A 20,221-nucleotide genomic window follows, 5' to 3' on the forward strand; every position below is an offset into this window, starting at 1 on the left:
TGTTACTAAGCTTAACCCTAGGACAACTACAACTATGCCCAGCAGGATTCTTTTAAATATTTTTAATAAAAACATGAAAATGAATTAAGTCATTTGTCAATCGTCATTGGTCATTAGTGAATATTTACTTTTATACTCAAAAGTTTAAACCAATAGTTGGCAGGCTACCTATTGCACTAGCAGAAAGCACAACTCCTATATGAAAGGCGTTTGAGTGATCTAAATATTGTAAGCGGCTGTAATTATTTCTGTTAGAATTTTGGCTAAGCCGTTCTTTTCAGGAAAGCCTGCAGATTCTCTTTAAAATGACGGGTCCATTTCAATGTCTGTCCGGTTTTAAGCAGTACTTTGTAATCTCCGTTAGAAAGCGATTCTATTTCACGGACATAGGCGAGATTCACAATATGCGAACGGTGGATGCGTACAAACTCTCCAGGGTCAAGCCGGGTTTCCAGGTAGGTCAGGCTATCGTAGATGATATGCTTCGTATTGCCTGTATGTAGCGTAATATAATTTCCATCCGCATCCAAATACAGCACATCTGTTAAGTTCACAAAAAACATGCGGCTCTGGTCTTTTACGAGTATCCGTTGTAAATATCCCTGTTGTGCAGGTGGCTGGGGTGCAGTTACCAGCTGGTTGAGCAATGCTTCTATCTTTACAGAATTGCGGTCATGCAATCTTTCCAGGGTCCGTTCGATGGCCTGTTTAAAACGGATTTCATCAAAAGGTTTGAGTAGGTAATCAATGGCACTTACGTCAAAAGCCCGTAAGGCATACTGGTCGTAGGCAGTCGTAAATATAATGGCAGGCTTGTGTTCCGGCCATACTTTCTGAAGCACTGTAAAGCCATCAAATCTGGGCATTTGTATGTCTAAAAAGATCAGTTTTGGCCGGTGATGCAGAATTTTTGCGACTGCTTCACTGCCATTGGTAGCTTCATCCACAATTGTAAACCGGGACATACCTGTTAAGAACGTGCGGATAATTTCTCTCGCTGCTGGTTCATCGTCAATGATGATGGTACTAAAATGAGTCATGGTTTCAGAAATATTAGCTGGTGGTTATAAATAAGGAATGAGCAGGCTAACCGTAGTGGTACCTCCCGGCGGTTGTTCGAATAATAAACTGGCGTTTTCTCCATATGCTTGTTGCAAACGGAGTAGCGTATTACTTAACCCGAGGCCAGTGCCTGAAGTAGGCTGCAATTGATTCTGCCCGGTGCCATTGTCAAATACTTCAATTCGTATGTTACTATCTGAGCGTCTGGCGGCAATGCGGATCAGCGCTCCTTCGGTAAGGTCGGCAATGCCATGAGTAACAGCGTTTTCTACAAGGGGTTGAAGTATAAGTTGAGGTACCAGACACTGTTCTGCTTCGGGTTCAATGGCATATTCAATGCGGAGTTTGTCTTCAAAACGGATTTGCTGGATTGCCAGATATTGCCTGGTTAGCTGCAGTTCTTCCCGGAGTTCCAGAAAATTAGCCTGCCTGCGAGCCAGTACGCCCCTGAGCAGGTCGCTCAGGGAAGTTACCATATGAGCCGCTTTCTTGTTCTGATGCTGAATAATTAAACTAACTACTGTATGCAGGGTATTGAACAGAAAATGAGGGTTCAGTTGCATTTTCAGGGATTGTAACTGGGCACCGGCCAGCTGGCTTTTGAGTTGTTCATTGGTAAGTTCCATCCGTAAATGCTGTTGTTGCAGGGCCTGAAACCGGTACATGTGCATAAATATGTTAAAGCAAACAACTAGTAGCATGTATTGTGAGAAAGCTGTACCATAACTGAAAGCAAATACCAGGGCTATTCTCCGAATGGTAATGATTTCACCCTTTTCATAGGCCATGGCTCTGCCCAGAATGGAATATTCAATGGCTAGTTCAATCATATACAATACCGCCACAATCACCACATGCATACATATCTGCCTGAACAACTGAACTGATTTCTGATTGATAAGAACCGGAAAAAGCTGGGCGCAATAAATAATCAGCGGGGTAACTGCCCACCAGAATAAGAATTCGATCATCCAGTAGATGAGTTCGGTTACATATAATCTGGCATTGGGTGTAAGCAGCCAGGCTAGCATAGCCTGAAAAGACCACATAACACTGAAAAAGCTCCAGTACAGAAAGGCATACCACCAGAATTGATTGGTACTGAGTGAAATCCCTGAAGGTTGCAGCAGCCTGTTAATCAGTCCGGTTGGTCGTAAAAATTGATTGTTTTGCAAGTAATTCAACAACATATGCTGTCGTATAAACATAATGAAATAAGCTTCTACCTCCAAACCAGCGGATTTCTTAACTAGCTATTTGTACCAATTGATCTGAAAACATAGAATGTATTTTTAATAATTTTTAAAGCTAAGTGCCTGTTTATCAATAGTATGTTTGCGTATGTCATATCTTTAAATATATGCCTGTTTTGTAATCACACACCTTCAAGGCTTTTCTATAACCTTATGAATAAAATAACGAGCCTTTTAAATAGATTATCTCAAAAAAGTAAGGCAAGTCCCATTTGGGAGGATATACTTTACAATTATTCAGCCTAACTTCAGATCAAAATAGTATATGTTCAGTCTAAACAAAGATCATGGCTTTTCAAAGAAATCTACTTTGGAGAAAGGCAACAGTTGTTATATTTGAAACAGTTTGTAGATGCTTAACAACCAGATTTCATCCGGCTGTTAAGCTGCCTGTCTTGCAGTTCATCAAATAGTATCACATAAACAGATTAGAAAACTAAAATCAAGATTTTCTGTTTGTGTGATATTATTTTTATGCCATTTAAAGGTAAACTATGAAAGATACCGAAAGCCATCGGAAGGTAATTCAGCCATTTCTCAGACCAATATGTGAAGTAAAGAAAGGCTAGTGGCATCTTATATGATACTTACTAAAAGAGTAGTGAATTATTTTTTTAAGATATATTAAGTCCAATACGTTTCCGGCTATCACCCCGCTCTCACTTTTAATCAACTTTTAATTTCGGTTTAATTCCGGATTAATCAGTACTGTATTCTTTCGGTATATCGTTCGGAATTTATTTAGTATGTACCTTTAAAATACGACAATTTATATCTGAATCAGAGTGTATCCCAGTTGATTATAATTCATCTATACATTGACATATAACATTGCTTAGGCAATCTGCATTTATGAAAAGGCCACCATTTCATCCACTCCTGTTTGCCTGGATTAGTATTCATTTGCTGGTAATGATTTCGTTTATATCTGTAAAGGGACAAACTACCAGTTATACCGTAGCAAACCATGTGGAAATTAAGCTTAAAAGTAAACAGGGAAATTTTGAGTTTGGTGCTGATGGAATGGAAGGCCGGTTTAATAATAGGTTAAGCCGCTTTGAGTTTATGTTACCCTGGAATAAAGTATATCCTCAAAAAAACACAAGAGATCTACGGGTTTTCAATGCTGTGTTTGCTACAGATACAGCTGCCACAGAAAATTCTGCAGAGGGATTGCGATTATATGTATATTTTCCGGCCAACATGCGTAATTTTACTAGTTTTAGTAATGGCCGCACTCTTTTTTTGACAGGTGAATGCTTCATCGGTAAAACTATTTACAAAATGCCAGTTAGGGTTGAGATTTTTTATGCCAGTCCCATGCTGCATTATGGGCTCGATTTTGAAATTATTTCAAATTTTGCACCCATACCTGTAGATGCCCAGCAGCGTATAATCCTGAAGGAAGTAGAGTTAACAATGCGGCAAGGAAATATGCAGGTATATTTTGAGCAGTAACCAAGTTTACATAACAAACTTATCTGCTTCACCTACTATTGCCTGCGAATCTGTAGCGTATTGATTAGGAATTTTGAATAGAGCAAAATAAAAGAATCTGTTAGGAATATTTATTCAATTTCACAACATGCGATTAATGAATAACAGCCAGATGATCATTATCAAAATATAAGTTTTCATCTTCATACACCCACTGCTCATTTCTTTTGCCTTTGATTAAAATGACATGCACCTGTTTGGGCTCTCCCCAGGATAATCTGCACATTTCTTTATCCCAGCCAATTTTAACTACCCCTTCTAAAATTTTATTCCAGTTTTCTGCACCATATTTGTTTTTGTAAGCAGCCGCCTTAGATTCTTCAAATACATATTTAGTATTGTTGATATCCTGAATCCGGATAGGAATATGTTTTTTGTTTTCGTTTTCCAGAAGGTATTCTGTCGTATAATATTTTTCATCCACAATAAAATCAATACACTTCCATGTATCACCTTTGGATAAATCTACTGCCACTCCGGTATCTAAATCTTTTATGGTTTTACCTGTACTCCACCAATTATTACCTCTAAGGATAAAATTTTTACCTACATTAATTTTCTTCATTTTCTCATAATATCCCATTACCAGAAAAGGAAAGGTGCTTTCATACTTTGGATCGTACTCATAATAGAGTATCTCCTTTGTATCTTTAGCTTGAAGTTTAAGAAAAAATTTCCCGGCCAGATAATAGTCCTGATCTGCATGTGGATGTTTGTATACATCTAATACCTTAAAATACCTGCCTGCTACTGCTTCATACTTGGTGCTCTTGTTGTAAAGTTTATAAAGGTTAGTTTTATCATCCGGAAAAGTTTTTTTATAGTCTACTACAAAATCCCTGTAGCCATATTTTCTGAAATCTTCACTTTGAGGGAGCACATACAATTCCTGGCCAATATATTGGTTTACATCTGTACCCAGAAAATTCCTGGTGCTGTCATAAGGCTGACTCACCTTTGAAGTCAACTCATACATACCTGATTTTGCCGGTGTAATTTGTGCATAGCTCTTCGCATGAAATATGGTGTTTACAAGCACAAAAAGGATAAGATACTTTTTCATAAGAATACATTTACTTACTCTTAATCAGGTATTTCTACTCAGATGTAACTATGAAAATATAGCTTAACTTGCTAAATATTTATAGCATTAGAAGTTAAGATCAATGAATGCTTTCATCATGCTTGCCATTGTTTCCGGCAATATGAATGCAATTTGTATCATGATCGGAGAAAAAGGCGCCTATCTGATTAAAGCCGGATAATGGCATCATAGCCAAATAATATTAAATTCATAGATAAATACAGATCACCTTTCACTAAATAGGATTGCTATGAACAATAACTTTCAGGAAAGCTTTGCCAGATTGAAGGCAATTATCCAAGAGGGCCGGTACAGTAGTTTATCTGACGTTTCTATGGAAATTCCAGATAATTTTAATTGGGTTCGTGATGTATTTGAGCCGCTCATCGTACCTGTACATGCTGACCAGCCCATGCTGGAACTGGTTTCTGAAGATATGCCGCAACCTGTAACCTTCACTTACAGGGAAGAAATGGACAGGTGTAACCAGTTGCTTAATTTTTTGAGGGCAAAAGGTGTGCAGCAAGGAGACCGTGTGTTTATCATGTGTGGTTTACATGAAGAACTTTGGATAAGTTATTTAGCAGCTATTAAAGGTGGATTTGTTTTGATTCCTGCAGCCAGCATCCTAAGTGCAGATGATATTATATATCGTTTTGAAAAAGCTTCCCCGAAAGTCATTATTGCAGACAGGGATAATGTTGCCAAGATGGATCAGGCCTTATTGTCGTATAAATCCTCCTCTGTGGTGAAACTTTTGCTGGATGGTGAACAGAACGGATGGATATCACTAAGTGTAATTAATGGAGAAAAAAAAGAGGCGAATACGGCAGACACGCAGAAAAACGACGATCTATTCTGGTTTTTTACCTCCGGTACTACAGGCATGCCTAAAGTAGTAGTGCATACACATGCCACTTATCCGATAGGACATTTAACTACAGCCGCCTGGATAGGGCTTAGGCAGGGTGATAAACATTACAATATCTCACAACCCGGATGGGCAAAATTTGCCTGGAGTTGTGTGTTTGCCCCGCTCAATTTCGGAACTACTGTTTTTATATATAAACAAAAAGGGCGCTTTGATGCCGCTAAACAGCTTCGGATTATTCAGGATTATCAGATTACCACACTTTGTGCACCACCAACAGCCCTGCGATTGCTGGTGCAGGAAAATTTAGGAGATTATCAGTTTTCTTTGCGGGAATGTGTCAGTGCCGGAGAGCCGCTCAATGCTGAAATTATCAAGGTATGGAAGGAAGGGATAGGAATTGAGTTGAGGGATGGCTATGGGCAGACAGAAAGTACCTGCATGATTTGCAATTTGCCTGGCAGTAAAGTAAAATTTGGCTCTATGGGCAAACCTGCTTTTATGTATGATATTATTATTGCAGATGAGGGTGGGAGGGAATTACCTGTTTACGAAACAGGACAGATTGCTGTTCGTATGGATACCGGACGGTTTAATGGGGTTTTTAAATCGTATATTGGTGATCCGGAAAAGGAAAACGAAGTGTTTAGACACGGGCTCTATTATACTGGTGATAAAGCTTATAAGGATAAAGATGGCTATTTCTGGTTTGTCGGCAGAGATGACGATGTAATTAAATCGTCTGATTACCGCATCGGACCTTTCGAGATTGAAAGTGTATTGCTGGAAGTAGATGAAATTGTGGAATCTGCCGTTGTTGGTAGCTCCCATCCGATTAAAGGACAGGAGGTAAAAGCTTTTATTGTATTAGCAGCAGGTAGTATAGTTTCCAGGGGGCTGGCAGATACCATTTTTGCCTATTGTAAAGGCCGATTGGCACCTTATAAAGTTCCAAGGCTTATTGAATTCGTTCCGGAATTACCCAAAACCATTAGCGGCAAAATAAGGCGTGTTGAACTACGGACAGCAGAAGAACAACGGAAGGCGGCAAGAGAAACAGGAGTACATGAGTACATTTTGCAATAAAATGAAATTGTAGCATTGTTGATGAGAAAATCGATTAATAAAGATCTGATAAATAGAATAAAGCAAGTTCCTATTATAAGCTATCTTAATAGTATTGGCATTCAACCTCAGAAGACAAGCGGTGATCAGTTGATATACTATTCCCCTTTCCAGCCAGAAAACTCCCCTTCCTTCTATGTGCATCCACAAAAAAATGTATTCAATGATTTTAGCACCGACATCCGGGGAGATGTGATCAGGTTAGTCAGATTACTACATCAATGTTCCTTTTCTGAAGCCATTGAGATTTTAGACAATGGTAGCTTACATGAAAAATTGCCCTCTGTTTCGTTTAGTAATGATGACCTTAAAAAATCTTCTGTTGAGATAGTAAGCGTTAAAAATCTAACAAGTACCACCTTATTAAACTATTTGCAGAGTAGAAAAATCAGTTTAGGCATCGCCTCAGCCTATCTGAAAGAAATAGATTTTACAATTAACGACAGGCCATTTTTTGCTTTAGGTTTTAAAAACAGCAAAGGCGGATATGAGTTAAGAAATAAGGGTTTTAAAGGTTCTGCAAGCCCTAAGTATTCTACTTTAATTCCAGTTCCCGGCTCTGCTACGATTAATGTGTTTGAGGGGTTTATGGATTTTTTGTCTGCGTTGGAATATTACAAAATGGATTCTCCTACGCATACGACACTTATTCTCAATTCGCTCTCTTTTCTGGATGAAGCCCTGATTGAATTGTTATGTTATCAAAGGGTAAATGCTTTTCTGGATAACGATTTTTCAGGCAATAAAGCTTTCAAAAAACTGATGGATGCTCACCCCAATGTGATTGATCACTCTTATATTTATTTAGGGTATGATGATTTTAATGAATATTGGAGCAGCATCAGTCAGGTACGATAAGAATCTATTCTTAAAGTAGATAATACAAATGTCAATTCAATGAATTGCTTTGCTGGCTGTGTCCAATTCAAACTCTTAGTGAGCCACGGAAACCCCTGGCACTATAATATGATTCCGCACCGTTGTGATATACAAATACATGGCCATAGCGCCGGTCGCAAAAGAGAGCGCCACCGAGTTTTCGAATATCAGTTGGTGTTTTTATCCAGCTTGATGTTTTTAAGTCGAACTTTCCCAGTTTCTGCAATTCCCGGTATTGCTCTTCCGTCAAAAGTTCAATGCCCATGCTGGCTGCCATATCTACAGCATTATCATCTGGTTTATGTGCTTTTCTGGATTCCAGACCTTCGAGGTCGTAACATACACTTCTGCGGCCTGTTGGACTTTCTGCTGAACAATCATAAAAAATGTATTCCTCTGTGCTTTTATCATACCCAACTACATCTGGTTCGCCGCCGGTACTTTCCATTTTATGGAGTGACCCTAATTTATCAGGATTGGCTTCCAGCTTTGCTTGTAGGTTAGCCCATTCGATACCTGTATGGCGATTGCTGTTTTTCTCAAAACGGGCTTTTAATGTGCTGAGCAGTGCAGAAAATTGTTCTGTTGACAAGTCTTTTTGATGGCTGGTTATATTGTTCATAGTTTTAATTATCTCCTTTAGATGGGTGTGAGGGGCGCAATTGCCAGAATTTACTTCAAAAAACTACCTTCTTTTCATTGTTGAATAACCGAACTAAACTTTCTATCTACAGGTCTGAAAAACCACGATATCACAGTCAGGATCAGCAGTAATAAAGAAGGAAATATTTCAGTCAGGGAATTTCCCGATGCTATATGCGAAAATATGGCTCCCGACATGGCGAAGAAAAAGCCGGCATAGGCCCATTCTTTTAGCAAACGAAAAGTAGGAAGAAGCACTGCCGCCACGCCCAGTATTTTCCAGATACCCAATAAAGTTAGGAAATAGGCAGGATAGCCCAGTTGTGTGATTGTTTTCACTTCTTGTTCGTTTTTTATGATTTGTACGATTCCAGTGGATAGCATGCCTAAGGCAAGCCAGATCGTAGCAACCCAGTATATTATTTTATTTCGCCTGGTCATAGCTGTGTTTTGTTAACTGGCTAACGATATCTTGCAAACGGTTGTGTGCCATATTGATGCCTTGGGCAAAGGGCAGTTGCAGCATCTGGTCCCGGTGGGCGACAGATTTATACACAATATGCATGGTAAGTTTGCTGGTGTCGCTGGTGATTGCTTCAAATTCCAGAAACTCAAGCTGCACACCAAAAGGCGCATTCTCCATTTCAAAGGTCCGGGTGATTTTCTGTTTGGGGCTAAACTCATGAATGACACCATGCGCCACAAATGCCACGTTTCCCTGTGGATTGCTGGTTTCAAATTCCCAGCTGCCATGCTTTTTATTTTCCAGTTTCAGCACTTTTGTTCCCATCCATTGCTCTATAATGTGCGGTTCTACATAAGCCTTAAACAGTAACTCCAGCGGCAGGTCAAATTCCCGGGTGATCACCAGATCCTGTTTGCCATCTTCGGCATGGACGTTTGTTTTACGTTTCATCATATCCTATTTGTTTGGTTTTTCCTGTTTCATGATTCTTTCTAAAGTATTAAACCTATCGTCCCACATCTGGCGGAAGGGCTCGATAAAGTCGGCTATTTCTTTCATCTTGTTGGGATTTAAGTGATAGTAGATTTCCCTGCCGTTTTGTTCCTGTTCAAGCAGCATACACTCGGTGAGGATTTGCAGGTGTTTTGAAACGGTGGGCCGGGCAGTATCAAAGTTGGCAGCAATGGCTCCGGCGGTCATGGCCTGGGAGGCAACCAGTAGTAGGATAGTCCTTCTGGTGGGGTCGGCGATGGCTTGAAAAACATCTCGTCTTAAATTCATTATGTAGCTATTTGACTACAAATATAAGTGTAGTTATTTAGCTACGCAAATTTTTTTGCGATTTTATTAACAAATGTTTGTATCGTTAACAGTTAATTTTCTCGCTCAGTTGTTGCTGATAGTGTCTTTTCGCTGAACAATATAATAGGTTGGATATGATGTATGCCTGATTTATAGATCATTAGCCTGGCATCTTCATTATAAAAGTAGCAGGGGAGTCGTTCTTAGATGTGATCTTGACTATGGATATATGTAAAAAAAGTCAACCTATTCCAGGATAAAGCTATTTTAAATTTCTTGTTTTTGGTGTCTAGTTTTAATGGAAGTAAAGAATTAATGCTTTTTCTTTTCTAAGAAGTCGCCCGGTTGATTTTCACCGGAAAGATGCGGTAATCATGTAACGTGAGCGCATATAGATAATTCCGCAGGTATAAAACCGGTGCCATTTCCTTTTGAATATTGCCTTTATTATCTAATAGATTGATTCTGGCATTGCCTACATAATGTACTTCCTGGATACCTAATCTGGAAGAAATATATTGCTGGAATGCTTCTTTTTCCTCCTGTGTAGATACAAAACTTATTTCAAAAGAAGTTTGCTTACCTGGCGCTTCTTCTTTATGATAAAACACTTTTGCTATGGTGTTAATCGATACCTCGGGGATAGCTAAGGTAGGAACTGGCGCTGTAGGCTCTTCTGTATATAAAGTAGTAGATTGCCTGCTCCTATTTTTAACTCTTTCTGCTATTTCAAAAAGTTCGCCTTTTTGTCGGCTTCCATTTGAGCCTGTTTTTTCAGCGGCTACGGCAACTTGCTGGACTGGAACTTCCTTGACTATAGGTTCAGCTACAGAATTCTGGTAGGAAATTTCCTGGTGCCGTTCATATACATCCACAATAAGGGTGAAGGTGCTGATAAAGTGATCTGTATTCTGAATGTGAAACAACTCTAACTCATGTACCCTTTTTTTGGACACCAGAAACCACTGAATCTTTTTTGTCTTCTCATATACCAACTTTATCTTTTCTGCATGGGGCGTATTTTTGTACCGTTTCTGTAGCTGAACCAGCGCAGCCAGGCGGTTATTAGAATCTTTAATATATTCTACCTCCTGCTGATCATAACTTAAACCCGCACCTGCCACCTTTCTGTTAGAAGACGATTTATTCAGGCCAAATAAGGAACGCACAAATTGTATCATGTAGAAAGTATTCGTTTCAGGTGCAGGGTTTCTATTTCTACCTGCATTTTTTCAGACTCTTTAATTTCTTCAAATATATTATCCAGGTTGTTCATATACAGATCGAGGATTTCTTCCTGTTCTGCCGTGAGGATGATATCCTGGGGTATTTTTTTGTTTTTATCAGTATTCATTACTCGTTTTCAATTTTTTTCGATTTGCTGAAACTGCCGATGATCTTACTATTTAATTCTTCCTGGATCTGAGCTAATTCTTTTACGGCATCTGCTCTTTTCTTACTGCCTTCCTCCGACATTTTCAAAACCGCATCCAGAGTTTCTACCATATCTTTATTAACCTTCTTCAGCGTATCCATGTCTACAATACCACGTTCGTTTTCTTTAGCAGCAGCTACAACATTGGTTTTCAGTAACTGGGAATTTTTCAGCAGCATCTCATTGGTAGTATCCGTTACTTTCTTCTGAATTTCCAGGGCTTTACGCTGTTTTTCGAGACCCAGAGCAATGGCTACCTGCTGGCGCCATACCGGAATTACAGTAGCAATCGAGTTCTGAATCTTCTGGGCCAGTACATCATTGGTGGTCTGGATCATCCGGATTTGTGGCATCGACTGGGTGGCAATGGTATGGGAAAGGGTAAAATCATGCACCTTTTTTTCCAGTTTATCTTTAAAGGCGATCATATCACTCAGGCGCTGTACCGCCAGTTCATCCTGGTTACTGGCTTCTACTTCAGCCTGCAATTTAGGAATGGTATCTGTTTCAATTTCCTGAATTTTAAGTTTACCGGCAGCAATAATAGCCCTGACTTCATAAATGTACTCCACTGCCTGCTTGAACATTACTTCCAGGCTGGTAGAATCTTTCATCACACTCTGCCGGGTTTTTTCAAGCTTAATCACTACATCATCTACATTTTCAGAAATGGAATTATACTGGCTGGCAATCCTTTTAGACTTGTCTACTACTTTCGAAAGGAAAGGAACCTTGCTGAAAAAGCCTTTTGAAGTCTCCGACTCATCAATTTTGATCATATTGATCTGAGCAAGCAATTCATTAATGGCTTCACCAGCATCACCAGAATCTTTTACCTTTACCTTTGTCAGCAACTCATTGGAGTAATTGCCCAGTTTGCGCTGGGTTTCTACACCAAAGTTGCTTAGACTTTCCGGCTTGCTGGGATCAATCGTTTTGGAGAGCTCCTGCGCTTTTTTTAATACTAATTCCTGATTATCAATCGTTGTGAGTTCTTTATTATTTTCCATTTTAGTTAGATTCCTGAATGTTTATGATATGTAGTGTTGATATAATTAACAAAATTTTTAATATTTGAATGCCGATCCGGAGTTTCGTACCATTCTATATCTTCAGCTGGTAAATAATCTCCTAACAGACCTTGTACTTCGGTGAGCAAAGCCTCTCCTTTTTTAGTCCGGAATTCGGGATTTTTATAAAAGGCGTTTAGGTACTGTACCTTTATAAGTCCGGTTTTGGTAACAGCCAGCTCTTTTACTTCTACGACAAGCTCCGAAGATTTATTATTATCGGTAACCACCGTTTTATACATACCTTTGTTGCCTGCATCGAAAATAGCCGCACTTTTTTCATTCACGTCTTTAATAGCTTTTCGCAAACGCTTGTTTGGTTTTATTTTATGGCCATACATATACCCGGCCACAAACGCTATAAATATTGCTAAGTAAATTGTCATATATCTGTTTATTTGAGAATGAGTAGTTAGTAACCGAATATACGTGAGAACACGTGTAATATACGAGTAAAATATGATAGCCGGTTCGTGAACAAATCCGACTATAGCTTTTTCTGATTTAAGATTTAATGCGCATAGTTAATAATAATGAATTTAGGAGGTAAACAGAAAATTATAAGTAAATATTCATATTGTGCTATAAAAATTAAGGAGAAAAGTGTTTATATCTGAAGAAAAAGGTTGGCCTGAGCTATTTTACATCTGATAAAACCCCAAAATAACCACTAACTTAACAAGCTTTAACGCTAATAAAATTTATTATTCCCGTTAATCCTGAGTAATAGCCATGAGAATGAAACTATTCTGCCCTTGTCCAGAAATCAGTTCTGCCAATGATTGAAATTCCAACAAATCCCCGAACATCCAGGTTGTTTTTATCAGTTAAAGTCATTTTACAGGAATAGGTCTTTCCACTCTTAGGGTCATAAATTTCTCCATCTACCCATACATTATCTTCATCATACGTAAAGCCTCTCATCAGATTCATGCCAAGAATAAGCCTTGTCCTGAGTTTCTCATCCGGATTGTTTTTATCTATTTTGGGCTTACCATTTTCTGCAAGCGGCTCTTTCAGCCAGATGATTTTACCGCAATAGCGGCTATCACATTTATATATTTCTATCTTACTTTCTTTAGAGCCATTATACCACACACCCACTACAGCATCTGCCTCTTTTTGGGCAAATATAAAGGCAGGACAAAGCAGCAAAAAACCGGAAAAAAGCAGCCAGATATATTTTTGTTGAGGTACCATGTAATCAAATAATTCTGTATTGATGGACGGATAAGCGAAGCAAATATTTTTATCTTTTCATTTAAGCCATGCTTTTGCTCATGCTCAATTATTTGGTATGATAAGACAATATTGTAGAATGAAAAGAGGTAATTAGATACTATTTTATAGTAATTATACACAGTTTCGTAGTAATTACTTTATTATTTTATCATAAAAGTATATCAAATCAAATCAACCATTATTCTGAAATAGTTATTAAAAATAAAATACATGTAAAAAACTATCTAAACATATAAAATACCTGTATACATGATGTTTTTATTTTCTTTGATAAGTAAAAAGAGAAGTATTATATATTAATTACTGCATCAATTACAGAATGCTCTATAAATTGATCAGATAATTCTGTTTACAGAAGCTGAAAACTATTTTATATTCTAGCAAGTTTTTACTAAAAGTATTTAATTCATTATTTGATATTGATAACATCTGTCTCAGGAGTATTTATATATTCATTTTTAGGTCAAAGTTTACATTTATTACCCCAAAGAGCTATATACTGGGCTGAAACTAAAACCCTGATTGTAGCAGATGTACACGTGGGAAAAATAAATCATTTCAGAAAGGCGGGTATTGCCATTCCACAGATAGCAGGTGAAACAGATTATAAAGCACTTGATGCTATTTTGAATACTTTTCCGGTAGACCGGGTACTTATTTTAGGAGATTTATTTCACAGCACTTACAATGAAGCAGTTGTTGATTTCTCCACCTGGAGAAAAAAATATTCCCAAACAGAATTTACTTTAATAAAAGGCAATCATGATATATTAAAAGATTCTTTTTATAGTGCAGCTTCATTAAAAATATACGAACATACTTTAATTGAACATCCTTTTATATTTTCTCACATTCCGCTGGAAGAAAATAGTACTTATTATAATTTATCAGGACATATTCATCCGGCAGTCCGCCTGGTAGGAAAAGCAAAACAGAGTATAGTATTGCCATGTTTTTATTTTAGACAAAAAAATGGCATTCTTCCGGCTTTTAGTACGTTTACCGGGAAAGCACTTCTCATTCCAGCAACAGCAGATACAGTATTTGTTATTGCCAATCAGTTCGTTCGCCCGCTTACAAGCGCTTTATAAGTATTTATCTGATTAATTTCTTCTTTAAAAGCAAACTGACGGCTAGAAATTAAAGTATAAGAAATAAAAAAATAATATGCGACCTTACATAATAGATATCTCTGACGGGGTATTTAATTTGGTAAATTGCGTTTTAATCTGTTAACTTGAGATAGTTATCCAGGTACACAACTCGTTTTTTGTCAAAATTACTAAAGAAGTGTTGCAAAAACTGGTTACTAATTTTTAAGTATTAGTATTAAACTCTAAAGCTCAGCTTTTACGAATGAAGGATAGTGAGATACTTGAAAGGATTCAGCAGGGGGATGAGAGTGCGTTAGATTACCTTTACAAGAAGAATTTCAAGATGATGACCAAATTGGTTATCAATAACAGCGGCACCGAAGACGAGGCTAAGGATATATATCAGGATGCACTCATTGTTTTCTGGCAGAAAGCCGTGAGTGGAAACCTTATTTTATCTTCTAAGATAAGCACTTTTTTATACAGCATTTGTCAAAATCTGTGGAGAAAAGAACTCGAACGCAAAAGTAAGTTGAGCAGCGAAGAAAAAGATGGCTCGGAAATTAACGATATTGACCGAAGAGAGAGAATCGAGATTATTAACAGGTCCATTCACCAGCTGGGAGATACTTGTAGAAAAATCTTAACTTACTATTATTTTGATAACATGTCGATGAACGACATTGCTGAGAAAATGGGCTTTGCCAATGCAGATACAGCTAAAACTAAAAAGTATAAGTGCAAGAAAGAATTAGATGAATTAATTAAATCAAAATACAAAGCCTCCGATTTCTTGGATTAATATGAACAACGGCCTTAATTATTCAGAAAGATTAGAAGCTTATCTGAGAAACGAACTTCCGGAAAATGAAAGAGCTGAGTTTGAAGAAATGATGCGGCAAGATCCTTTGCTTCAGAATGAATTTCAACTTCAGCAAGATATTATTGCTTCTATCGGTGCTTTCCGGAAACAAGAATTGAAAGAAAGGCTTAACCGCATTGATGTGAGTGATACAGGCAGAGGAAATACAGGAAGCTTTGCAATTGGCAGTATGGTAGTAGGAGGAATAGCTATTTTAGGATTAGCTGGTCTTTTTCTTCTGAATCATCCCGCAAAAGATTTAGAGCCTTCCCAAATAGCAGGTGCTGCTGTTCAAACAGAAATAGTATCAGATTCTGGAGAGCAAACTCAATATACAACCTCTTCCCAGGATACACAACATACAATAACTTCAGATATTACTCAGGACGAAACATCAACAGATGCAAGTGTGGCAGAACCTATAGCTGCTAAACCTCAACTAAAAAAAGCAACTGCTACTAAAAAGACTGACATTCACCCAGTTGTTCCGTCAGATGAAATAGGAGCTGAATTGTTACAGGAACAAGAATTAACAAAAGAACATGAGCTGGTGATGCCTGAAACACGTATTGCTTCATCTGCACATGCCGTAGATAATAAATTAATTATTATAGATAATACCAATCCAAAATTGAAGCTCCAGTATAAATATGCCGATGGTCAGTTGTGTTTATATGGAATTGAGAAAACATATAATATTATAGATCTGCCTGATTTTAGCCAGAGATATTTATATTATGAAGGTAATTATTACAGGTTAAACAAAAACCAGTCTGAGGTAGCGCTCATGCCAAAAGTGACCAATGCACAGGAGATACAGCTGGCAGATTCTTATAATAAGGAAATGAAACAGAAATAAGCAGTTAAGCTTCTAATGCTCGTTTTACTTCTATCTTTTGAGCTTCTTTCTATCTTCATAATTTCTTTAAAAAGTTAAGGTAGTATCATAATATTTTCATAGTATAAAACCTTTCCAGATGCATAAGCCGGAAAGGTTTTATAGTTTACAAGAGCAGATGTGCCATTGTTTCAGAATTAATTTTTTAACTTGCAGCATAGTATTCGATAAAAAGTGCAACAGGAAATAAAATACAAGCGAAAAAAAAGATTAGGCTCTTATCCTTATTTTACGGTAGTGTTCAGCCTGACGCTTGCCTTATTTGTTATCGGTTTGGGCGGCCTCTTAATTTTACAAGCCAGCAAGCTTTCTAATATTGTAAAGGAAAATATCGAAATTCAGATCTACCTTGATAAATACCTGACTCCAACAGAAATAAGCCAGGTAGAAAAAGCACTCTCTAAACGTGCTTATCTGGACTATAAAGAAAATCAGCCTCAAATCCGTTTTATTTCTAAAGACACGGCCGCTCAGAAATTTATCAAAGAAACCGGAGAGAACTTCCAAACTTTGTTGGGAGAAAATCCTTTACGGGATGCCTATCTGATTAAGATAAAGCCTGATTATTACCAGTCCCAGAAAATGAAAATAATCAAGACAGATATTGAAAAGATACCTGGTGTTTTTGAGGCAACCTATGTTGAAAACCTGGTAGATGAGATAAATAAGAATATCTTACGGATTACTTTTGTGTTACTGGTATTTGCAGGAATTCTGATGTTTACCATCACCATCATGATCAATAATACAATTAAGCTGGCTTTATTTTCCCAGCGTTTCCTCATCAGAAGTATGCAACTGGTAGGAGCTACTGCGGGATTTATACAGAAGCCATTTTTACTGCGGTCGGCTTTACAAGGGTTTATAAGCGGGTTGATGGCATCGGTATTATTACTAGTATTAATGAATTATGCCAATACACAGATTGAGGAGCTGGTATTATTACAGGATAAAGAAAAGATAGCTGTTTTCTTACTCATGCTCTGTATATTAGGGCCGCTGATCAGCCTGGTAAGTTCTTACCGTTCTGTAAAAAAGTACCTGCAACTTTCTCTGGATGAGTTGTACTAATTTAATTTTGATACCAGATTATTTCTGGAACATACTTATAACAACCACAAACAAGCAGTAGCTATTCATATGGAAAATAAAAACAAACTGGCATTTGGCAGACAGAATTATATACTCATGCTGGCCGGAATTGCTGTATTGATTATTGGCTTTGTCATAATGTCAATGGATAAGGAGACTTTTGGCTTTGGCGATTTAGGCTTAACTGTTGGCCCGGTCATCGTGATGATTGGTTTTATTATTGAATTTTTTGCCATTTTACGTAAACCTAACAAATGAATTTTATTGAGGCCATTATTCTGGCAATTGTAGAAGGACTTACAGAATTTTTGCCGGTTTCCTCTACCGGACATATGATTATCGCTTCAGCTATTATGGGAATTAATGAGCTGGAGTTTACAAAAATATTTACCGTAAATATTCAGTTTGGGGCTATACTTTCAGTAGTCGTTTTGTATTGGCGGCGGTTTTTCCAATCCATAGATTTTTATATCAAGCTCTTTGTTGCTTTTATTCCGGCAGCTATTTTTGGTTTATTGCTGGGAGATTTTATAGACAGCTTGCTGGAAAATGTAGTAGTAGTCGCTATTTCATTGCTGGCAGGTGGCATATTGCTTTTATTTATCGATAAAATGTTCAATCGTTCTACCGATGATATCGAAGCAGTTGATTATAAGAAAGGTTTTGTAATCGGTTTATTCCAATGTATAGCTATGATTCCGGGCGTATCACGTTCAGCCGCTACTATTATTGGAGGCATGTCCCAAAATCTGAGCAGAAAAGCCGCTGCAGAGTTTTCTTTTTTCCTGGCAGTACCAACCATGTTTGCTGCTTCTGCCTATAAGCTTCTCAAAGATTACAAATTTATTGGTGCTGAAAACTTGCAGACCTTGTTTATTGGTAATCTGGTTGCTTTTGTGGTGGCTATGCTTGCTATCAAATTTTTTATTAATTTCTTAACTAAGTATGGCTTTAAAATATTTGGCTATTACCGCATTATTTTGGGTCTAGTGCTATTGATCCTGCTCTGGATGGGCGTAGATTTGAAGGTGCAATAATTAGGATTTAGATAGTAATTAATCAAACTATGCTTATCAATCTTAACAAAATCGATTTTACTATTTGCTGGCTTATTAAGTAACAGAAAGTATTTACTTTGAGTTAACAGCATATAATTATCTGCTTACCCTGCCAGTTAATATTCAGACCTTCCGTAATTTTGCATCTATGTCTACTCAATTTGAAGAAGGTACTGTTTTATTGATTGACAAGCCTTACCGGTGGACTTCTTTTGATGTCGTCCGGAAAATCAGAAATGCCCTGCATATTAAAAAAATTGGCCATGCCGGCACATTAGACCCCTTGGCAACAGGTTTACTTATCCTTTGTACCGGCAAAATGACCAAGCAGATTGATTCCTATCAGGCACAGGAAAAGGAGTATATGGGAAAATTGGTTTTAGGCAAAACAACCCCTTCTGTAGATCTTGAAACGGATTTTGACCAGATTTATGAAACTTGTCACATATCTCAGGAAATGCTACAATGGGCTGCTTTACAATTAACTGGTAGTTTAAAACAGATTCCGCCTATCTATTCAGCTATTCAGGTAGACGGACAACGGGTATACAAGAAGGCACGCAAAGGAGAAACGGTTAAGTTACAACCCAGACTTGTAGAAGTATCTTTGTTTGAAATCAGTTTTACAGATTTTCCGGTCATAGATTTTAGGATCATTTGTTCTAAAGGAACATATATTCGCAGCCTCGTTAGAGATTTTGGCGAACTTTTAAATTCCGGTGCTTATTTAGCGGAACTTCGTCGAACAAGAATTGGTACTTTTACAATAGAAAATGCACAAACTGTTGAAGAGTTTATTCAAAAGCTACGTCTGCTTCTATGAAAGTACACCAGGGATTAGATACATTTGTCAAACTACCATTCGCTGTCGTTACCAGTGGTACTTTCGATGGAGTTCATATTGGGCATCAGAAAATTCTTAACCGGCTTAAGGAAACCGCTCAGCAATATAATGGCGAAACCGTTGTAATTACCTACTGGCCTCATCCCAGGCTTATTGTTTCTACAGATAGTGCTGACCTAAAACTCCTTTCCACTATTGAAGAAAAAATAGATTTGCTGGCTAAATATGGTATAGATCACCTGGTCATTATTCCCTTCACCAAAGAGTTTTCTCAACTTACTTCTGAACAATTTATTACCAACATTCTGGTTGAAAAAATTGGTACAAAAAAACTCGTTATTGGGTATGATCATCGGTTTGGTAAGAATAGAGAAGGAAGTTTTGAGCATTTGCAGCAAAATGCCTCCCAATATGGATTTGAGGTAGAGGAGATACCCAGGCAGGATATTGAAGATGTGGGCGTAAGTTCTTCCAGAATACGTACGGCCCTGAGTACTGGTCATGTACATATAGCCAATGAATACCTGGGAAATATGTACAGTCTTACTGGTAAAGTAGTGCATGGAGATAAACTTGGACGAACAATCGGCTTTCCTACAGCGAATCTGCAAATAGCAGAATCATATAAATTGATTCCCATGGATGGAATTTATGCAGCCAGGATTGTCTGCCGAAGAAATATGTATGATGGCATGTTGTACATTGGGACCAGACCTACTTTAGAAAGTAAGATCCGCACCATTGAAGTTAATATTTTCAACTTTGATGAAAATATATATGGTGAAATTATTACTGTTTTTTTTGCTGAACTTATCCGGGAAGATGAAAAGTTTTCTGATATAGCTGCCTTACAGGAAAAACTGTACAGCGACCGTAGAAAAGCCATAGACATACTCAGTAGCATAAGTAAATAATAACTTTCAGCCTTACATTAAAAAACCTGCCC

The 20,221-nt window shown here is 37.7% G+C and carries 23 protein-coding genes; 11 read left to right on the forward strand and 12 right to left on the reverse strand.

Annotated features, from left to right (window positions below; all coding sequences use genetic code 11):
* Window positions 1–263 precede the first annotated feature (263 nt).
* Both GXP67_RS27815 and GXP67_RS27820 read right to left on the reverse strand, forming a co-directional pair.
* Complete coding sequence (locus GXP67_RS27815; RefSeq protein WP_162446153.1) at window positions 264–1,040, reverse strand: LytR/AlgR family response regulator transcription factor; 777 nt, start codon at window positions 1,038–1,040, stop codon at window positions 264–266.
* A 24-nt stretch (window positions 1,041–1,064) separates the two neighbouring features.
* Complete coding sequence (locus GXP67_RS27820) at window positions 1,065–2,270, reverse strand: sensor histidine kinase (protein ID WP_162446154.1); 1,206 nt, start codon at window positions 2,268–2,270, stop codon at window positions 1,065–1,067.
* Between the two features lie 897 nt (window positions 2,271–3,167).
* Here GXP67_RS27820 and GXP67_RS27825 point away from each other — a divergent pair.
* Window positions 3,168–3,773: a hypothetical protein gene (locus GXP67_RS27825; RefSeq protein ID WP_162446155.1), complete on the forward strand. Its 606-nt coding sequence runs from the start codon at window positions 3,168–3,170 to the stop codon at window positions 3,771–3,773.
* 133 nt (window positions 3,774–3,906) lie between these two features.
* On the opposite strand, the gene GXP67_RS27830 is transcribed toward GXP67_RS27825, so the two are convergent.
* Window positions 3,907–4,875: a hypothetical protein gene (locus GXP67_RS27830; RefSeq protein WP_162446156.1), complete on the reverse strand. Its 969-nt coding sequence runs from the start codon at window positions 4,873–4,875 to the stop codon at window positions 3,907–3,909.
* A 271-nt stretch (window positions 4,876–5,146) separates the two neighbouring features.
* Between GXP67_RS27830 and GXP67_RS27835 the strand changes: the two genes are divergently transcribed.
* Together GXP67_RS27835 and GXP67_RS27840 are read left to right on the forward strand one after the other, a co-directional pair.
* The gene (locus GXP67_RS27835) at window positions 5,147–6,853 is read left to right on the forward strand and encodes an acetate--CoA ligase (protein WP_162446157.1); all 1,707 of its coding nucleotides are present in this window, start codon (window positions 5,147–5,149) and stop codon (window positions 6,851–6,853) included.
* A 21-nt stretch (window positions 6,854–6,874) separates the two neighbouring features.
* Window positions 6,875–7,750 carry a DUF8464 domain-containing protein gene (locus GXP67_RS27840; RefSeq protein ID WP_162446158.1) on the forward strand — a complete coding sequence of 292 codons (876 nt, stop codon included), beginning with the start codon at window positions 6,875–6,877 and terminating at the stop codon, window positions 7,748–7,750.
* Between the two features lie 67 nt (window positions 7,751–7,817).
* Here the strand turns inward: GXP67_RS27840 and GXP67_RS27845 are convergent, their stop codons facing one another.
* The 9 genes from GXP67_RS27845 to GXP67_RS27880 form a co-directional block, all read right to left on the reverse strand.
* Window positions 7,818–8,393 (reverse strand): DUF4256 domain-containing protein, encoded by a 576-nt coding sequence (locus tag GXP67_RS27845; protein WP_162446159.1) that lies wholly within the window; start codon window positions 8,391–8,393, stop codon window positions 7,818–7,820.
* Window positions 8,394–8,467: 74 nt separating this feature from the next.
* Entirely contained in the window at window positions 8,468–8,854 is a 387-nt protein-coding gene (locus tag GXP67_RS27850) for a DoxX family protein (RefSeq protein ID WP_162446160.1), read from the reverse strand.
* Window positions 8,838–9,329 carry an SRPBCC family protein gene (locus GXP67_RS27855; protein ID WP_162448081.1) on the reverse strand — a complete coding sequence of 164 codons (492 nt, stop codon included), beginning with the start codon at window positions 9,327–9,329 and terminating at the stop codon, window positions 8,838–8,840. The genes GXP67_RS27850 and GXP67_RS27855 overlap by 17 nt, the downstream gene beginning before the upstream one ends.
* 6 nt (window positions 9,330–9,335) lie before the next feature.
* Complete coding sequence (locus GXP67_RS27860) at window positions 9,336–9,659, reverse strand: ArsR/SmtB family transcription factor (RefSeq protein WP_162446161.1); 324 nt, start codon at window positions 9,657–9,659, stop codon at window positions 9,336–9,338.
* Between the two features lie 350 nt (window positions 9,660–10,009).
* The gene (locus GXP67_RS27865; protein WP_162446162.1) at window positions 10,010–10,861 is read right to left on the reverse strand and encodes a hypothetical protein; all 852 of its coding nucleotides are present in this window, start codon (window positions 10,859–10,861) and stop codon (window positions 10,010–10,012) included.
* Window positions 10,858–11,034 (reverse strand): hypothetical protein, encoded by a 177-nt coding sequence (locus GXP67_RS37110; RefSeq protein ID WP_197901575.1) that lies wholly within the window; start codon window positions 11,032–11,034, stop codon window positions 10,858–10,860. The genes GXP67_RS27865 and GXP67_RS37110 overlap by 4 nt, the downstream gene beginning before the upstream one ends.
* The gene (locus GXP67_RS27870; RefSeq protein ID WP_162446163.1) at window positions 11,034–12,125 is read right to left on the reverse strand and encodes a toxic anion resistance protein; all 1,092 of its coding nucleotides are present in this window, start codon (window positions 12,123–12,125) and stop codon (window positions 11,034–11,036) included. The genes GXP67_RS37110 and GXP67_RS27870 overlap by 1 nt, the downstream gene beginning before the upstream one ends.
* A 5-nt stretch (window positions 12,126–12,130) precedes the next feature.
* Window positions 12,131–12,571: a hypothetical protein gene (locus tag GXP67_RS27875; protein WP_197901576.1), complete on the reverse strand. Its 441-nt coding sequence runs from the start codon at window positions 12,569–12,571 to the stop codon at window positions 12,131–12,133.
* 358 nt (window positions 12,572–12,929) lie between these two features.
* Complete coding sequence (locus GXP67_RS27880; protein WP_162446164.1) at window positions 12,930–13,385, reverse strand: DUF2147 domain-containing protein; 456 nt, start codon at window positions 13,383–13,385, stop codon at window positions 12,930–12,932.
* A gap of 461 nt (window positions 13,386–13,846) precedes the next feature.
* Between GXP67_RS27880 and pdeM the strand changes: the two genes are divergently transcribed.
* The 8 genes from pdeM (at window position 13,847) to GXP67_RS27920 (ending at window position 20,189) form a co-directional block, all read left to right on the forward strand.
* Complete coding sequence (pdeM, locus tag GXP67_RS27885; protein ID WP_162446165.1) at window positions 13,847–14,518, forward strand: ligase-associated DNA damage response endonuclease PdeM; 672 nt, start codon at window positions 13,847–13,849, stop codon at window positions 14,516–14,518.
* A gap of 265 nt (window positions 14,519–14,783) precedes the next feature.
* Window positions 14,784–15,323 carry an RNA polymerase sigma factor gene (locus GXP67_RS27890; protein ID WP_162446166.1) on the forward strand — a complete coding sequence of 180 codons (540 nt, stop codon included), beginning with the start codon at window positions 14,784–14,786 and terminating at the stop codon, window positions 15,321–15,323.
* A gap of 1 nt (window position 15,324) precedes the next feature.
* Complete coding sequence (locus tag GXP67_RS27895) at window positions 15,325–16,242, forward strand: hypothetical protein (protein WP_162446167.1); 918 nt, start codon at window positions 15,325–15,327, stop codon at window positions 16,240–16,242.
* 213 nt (window positions 16,243–16,455) lie between these two features.
* Window positions 16,456–17,352, forward strand: coding sequence for a cell division protein FtsX (locus GXP67_RS27900; protein WP_162446168.1), 897 nt, complete (start codon window positions 16,456–16,458; stop codon window positions 17,350–17,352).
* 69 nt (window positions 17,353–17,421) lie between these two features.
* A complete protein-coding gene (locus GXP67_RS27905; RefSeq protein ID WP_162446169.1) occupies window positions 17,422–17,631 on the forward strand; it encodes a DUF3098 domain-containing protein in 210 nt (69 codons plus the stop codon).
* Window positions 17,628–18,410: an undecaprenyl-diphosphate phosphatase gene (locus GXP67_RS27910; RefSeq protein WP_162446170.1), complete on the forward strand. Its 783-nt coding sequence runs from the start codon at window positions 17,628–17,630 to the stop codon at window positions 18,408–18,410. The genes GXP67_RS27905 and GXP67_RS27910 overlap by 4 nt, the downstream gene beginning before the upstream one ends.
* Before the next feature lie 169 nt (window positions 18,411–18,579).
* Window positions 18,580–19,254: a tRNA pseudouridine(55) synthase TruB gene (gene truB, locus GXP67_RS27915; protein ID WP_162446171.1), complete on the forward strand. Its 675-nt coding sequence runs from the start codon at window positions 18,580–18,582 to the stop codon at window positions 19,252–19,254.
* On the forward strand, window positions 19,251–20,189 hold the full coding sequence (locus GXP67_RS27920) for a bifunctional riboflavin kinase/FAD synthetase (protein WP_162446172.1): 939 nt from the start codon (window positions 19,251–19,253) through the stop codon (window positions 20,187–20,189). The genes truB and GXP67_RS27920 overlap by 4 nt, the downstream gene beginning before the upstream one ends.
* Window positions 20,190–20,221: the final 32 nt, after the last annotated feature.

This window comes from Rhodocytophaga rosea, assembly GCF_010119975.1.
Lineage (GTDB): Bacteria > Bacteroidota > Bacteroidia > Cytophagales > 172606-1 > Rhodocytophaga > Rhodocytophaga rosea.

Excerpts from the sequence above, each read along its gene's own strand:
- GXP67_RS27815 (WP_162446153.1), bottom strand. The coding sequence starts at position 1,040 with ATGACTCATTTTAGTACCATCATCATTGACGATGAACCAGCAGCGAGA.
- GXP67_RS27820 (WP_162446154.1), bottom strand. The coding sequence starts at position 2,270 with ATGTTTATACGACAGCATATGTTGTTGAATTACTTGCAAAACAATCAA.
- GXP67_RS27825 (WP_162446155.1), top strand. The coding sequence starts at position 3,168 with ATGAAAAGGCCACCATTTCATCCACTCCTGTTTGCCTGGATTAGTATT.
- GXP67_RS27830 (WP_162446156.1), bottom strand. The coding sequence starts at position 4,875 with ATGAAAAAGTATCTTATCCTTTTTGTGCTTGTAAACACCATATTTCAT.
- GXP67_RS27835 (WP_162446157.1), top strand. The coding sequence starts at position 5,147 with ATGAACAATAACTTTCAGGAAAGCTTTGCCAGATTGAAGGCAATTATC.
- GXP67_RS27840 (WP_162446158.1), top strand. The coding sequence starts at position 6,875 with ATGAGAAAATCGATTAATAAAGATCTGATAAATAGAATAAAGCAAGTT.
- GXP67_RS27845 (WP_162446159.1), bottom strand. The coding sequence starts at position 8,393 with ATGAACAATATAACCAGCCATCAAAAAGACTTGTCAACAGAACAATTT.
- GXP67_RS27850 (WP_162446160.1), bottom strand. The coding sequence starts at position 8,854 with ATGACCAGGCGAAATAAAATAATATACTGGGTTGCTACGATCTGGCTT.
- GXP67_RS27855 (WP_162448081.1), bottom strand. The coding sequence starts at position 9,329 with ATGAAACGTAAAACAAACGTCCATGCCGAAGATGGCAAACAGGATCTG.
- GXP67_RS27860 (WP_162446161.1), bottom strand. The coding sequence starts at position 9,659 with ATGAATTTAAGACGAGATGTTTTTCAAGCCATCGCCGACCCCACCAGA.
- GXP67_RS27865 (WP_162446162.1), bottom strand. The coding sequence starts at position 10,861 with ATGATACAATTTGTGCGTTCCTTATTTGGCCTGAATAAATCGTCTTCT.
- GXP67_RS37110 (WP_197901575.1), bottom strand. The coding sequence starts at position 11,034 with ATGAATACTGATAAAAACAAAAAAATACCCCAGGATATCATCCTCACG.
- GXP67_RS27870 (WP_162446163.1), bottom strand. The coding sequence starts at position 12,125 with ATGGAAAATAATAAAGAACTCACAACGATTGATAATCAGGAATTAGTA.
- GXP67_RS27875 (WP_197901576.1), bottom strand. The coding sequence starts at position 12,571 with ATGACAATTTACTTAGCAATATTTATAGCGTTTGTGGCCGGGTATATG.
- GXP67_RS27880 (WP_162446164.1), bottom strand. The coding sequence starts at position 13,385 with ATGGTACCTCAACAAAAATATATCTGGCTGCTTTTTTCCGGTTTTTTG.
- GXP67_RS27890 (WP_162446166.1), top strand. The coding sequence starts at position 14,784 with ATGAAGGATAGTGAGATACTTGAAAGGATTCAGCAGGGGGATGAGAGT.
- GXP67_RS27895 (WP_162446167.1), top strand. The coding sequence starts at position 15,325 with ATGAACAACGGCCTTAATTATTCAGAAAGATTAGAAGCTTATCTGAGA.
- GXP67_RS27905 (WP_162446169.1), top strand. The coding sequence starts at position 17,422 with ATGGAAAATAAAAACAAACTGGCATTTGGCAGACAGAATTATATACTC.
- GXP67_RS27910 (WP_162446170.1), top strand. The coding sequence starts at position 17,628 with ATGAATTTTATTGAGGCCATTATTCTGGCAATTGTAGAAGGACTTACA.
- truB (WP_162446171.1), top strand. The coding sequence starts at position 18,580 with ATGTCTACTCAATTTGAAGAAGGTACTGTTTTATTGATTGACAAGCCT.
- GXP67_RS27920 (WP_162446172.1), top strand. The coding sequence starts at position 19,251 with ATGAAAGTACACCAGGGATTAGATACATTTGTCAAACTACCATTCGCT.